At 64.8% G+C, this 2,791-nt stretch carries 1 protein-coding gene; it reads right to left on the minus strand.

Annotated elements, in window-relative coordinates; genetic code table 11:
* Positions 1–2,092 (minus strand): FAD-binding and (Fe-S)-binding domain-containing protein (locus tag V5A53_RS14365; RefSeq protein ID WP_332314296.1); only part of this gene is annotated, 2,092 nt, incomplete at its 3' end.
* Between the last annotated feature and the right edge of the window lie 699 nt (positions 2,093–2,791).

The raw sequence follows: 2,791 nt of genomic DNA on the forward strand, positions 1-2,791 counted from the left end.
CGCGGAGGCTGACGCCCTCCTCCTGATGGTACTGGTGTTTGACCTCCGTCTTGAGCTTCGCCATGTCGACGCCGGTCGGGCAGTCGCTCTTGCAGCCCTTACAGCCGACACAGAGGTCCATCACCTCCTCCTGGAAGCGGTCGGAGTAGATCTCGTCCTCGTCGAGTTCGCCGCTGATCGCCGCCCGGAGCATGTTCGCGCGGCCGCGAGTGGTCTGGATCTCCTCCTCGGACGCGCGGTAGGTGGGGCACATGACCTCCGAGTCGGTCTGGCGACAGGTCCCACAGCCGTTACACAGTTCGACGAGGTGGGAGAAGCCGCCGTCGTCCTCGAAGTCCAGCGTCGTCTGCGGTTCGACCGACTGGTACTCGGCGCCGTATCGGAGGTTCTCGCGCATGTCGGCGCCGACGCCGCGGTCGGAGTCGGGACCCACGTCCTCGGGACCGTCGCGGTAGACGACGTTGCCGGGATGCATCTGCCACTCGGGGTCGAAGGCCGTCTTCAGTTGCTTGAACGCGGTCCAGAGTTCCTCGCCGTACATCTTGGGGTTGAACTCGGTGCGCGCCATCCCGTCGCCGTGTTCGCCCGAGAACGCCCCGTAGTGGTCGAGGACGAGGTCGGTCACGTCTTCGGCGATCGAGTGCATCTTCTCGATGCCCGCCTCGTCCTTGAGGTTGAGGATCGGCCTGATGTGGAGCGTCCCGCTCCCGGCGTGGGCGAAGTAGGCCGCGGAGGTGCCGTGGTCCTCGAGTACTTCCTTGAACTCGAAGACGTACTCGGCCAGCTCGTCGGGCGGTACCGTCGCGTCCTCGATGAAGGGGTAGGGCTTGGGATCGCCTTCCATCCCCATCAGCAGGGGGATCGCGGCCTTGCGGAGCTTCCAGATGTCGGCCTGGTCCGCCTCGGTGTAGGCCTCGATGGCGTGGAAGGCGTCGCCGTTCTCGACGAAGTAGTCGTTCGTCTCGGCGATGGCCGCCTCGAAGTCGTCGACGAGTTCGGAGTCGAACTCCAGCATGAGGGCCGCCTTCGTCCCCTCGGGGATCATCTCGACGTACTGGGCGTACTCCGTCGATCCGGCCGCCAGGTCGAACACTTCGTCGTCCATCAACTCCACGGCACTCACCTCGAACTGGAGGGCCTCGGGAACGGCTTCCATCGTCTCGACGAGGTCGTCGAAGCAGTAGAGGACGAGCGCCGTCTCCTCGGGCAGGGAGACCAGCGACACCTCCGCCTCCACGATGACGCCGAGGGTCCCCTCCGCACCGACGAACAGTTTCGAGAGGTTGATGACCTCCTCGCCGTCCTCGTTCTCGTAGATGACTTTCTGGAGGTTGTAGCCCGACACCGAGCGCTTGAGGTCGGGGTACTTCTCCTCGATCTCCGCCTCGTGGGTCTCGACCAGTCGGCGTACCGTCTCGTAGATGTTCGCTTCCAGCCCGTCGCCGGAGACCTTCGCCGCCCACTCGTCGCTGTCGAGGACGATCTCCTCGGTGTGGATCAGGGATCCGTCGGCCAGCACCACGTCGAGTTCCTCGGTGTAGGCGTCGGTGATACCGTAGCGCACCGAGTGTGCGCCGGTGGAGTTGTTGCCGATGCCGCCGACGACGGTCGACCGGTTCGAGGACGCCGGATCGGGGGCGAACTTCAGCCCGTACTCTTCGAGATGGTCGTCGAGGTGGTCCTGTACCACTCCGGGCTGGACGACCGCTCGCTGCCCCTCCGGGTCCACGTCGACGATGTCGTCCATGTAACGCGTGAAGTCGATGACCACACAGCCCGGTCCGACCGTCTGGCCGCCGAGCGACGAACCGGTGCCGCGGGGGAGGATCGGCACGCCGTGTTCGGCCGCCGTCTCGACGGTGTGACGCACGTCACTCACGCTCTTCGGCAACACCACGCCGGCCGGTTTCGCCTGATAGATGCTCCCGTCGGTCGCGTACAACACTTGCGCGTACTCGTCGAAGGCCACGTCGCCTGCGACACCCTTGCGAAGCTCCTCGGCGAGCGCCCGATACTCCTCCGCGTCGGGGTGGTCGTGTCCGAGCGAATCGACCGAGGTCTCCAGGCCCCATGTTTGCTCATCGATAGCCATGTACGAGCCACCGGACTGTGCTAATGTAAGTCCTATGTAAGGCCTCTCCCGTCATTTCGCTCTCTCGGCAACACACCAAACGGACAGCAGAACCGTCAACGAAAGCGATGCAGTTCGCACGGCGGACAGTAAACGGTGGCTCGGTGCCGGCACGGCCTGCAGGTACCTCTCGCTGATGCCGGCACCAGTAGTGTAGCTTCGGTCGACCATGTTTCCGAGACGGACGTGACCGGCCACCGCGAGGGGCCTCCACGTGTCGATGCCGTCGACGGGCGCGTGCCCGAACCACCAGGGAATCGCCGAAGACTCCAGCGACATCGAGTTCGACGAAGCGGACACACCCCTGTCGAGGCACTGGTTTCGATAGTCCGGCGAGCACGGGTCGCGACGACGCGCGACCGTGAAAAATAATCCGTCAATTCGAGTGTTGGGTTAACGCCGTCCGCAGTCCCGATCTGCGGTCCGTATTCCTCGATTGCGGACGGGACGAACTGCCCCCGCGCCCGTGTCCGTGCGCCTGAATACTCCGCCGATCAATTCCGCCGACCAATCCCAATCCGTACCCGAGGTTACGACAGCGAGCCCGACGATTCCGTCCCGCCGGTCGAGGTCGACGACCTGCCGACGGTGGCCTGCTCGCAACGCTCGCGGGAGTGGGACCTCGAATACGAACTCGATTAACGCCCGGCCCGCTGCTGG

Source organism: Natronomonas sp. (genome assembly GCF_036625485.1).
GTDB lineage: Archaea > Halobacteriota > Halobacteria > Halobacteriales > Haloarculaceae > Natronomonas.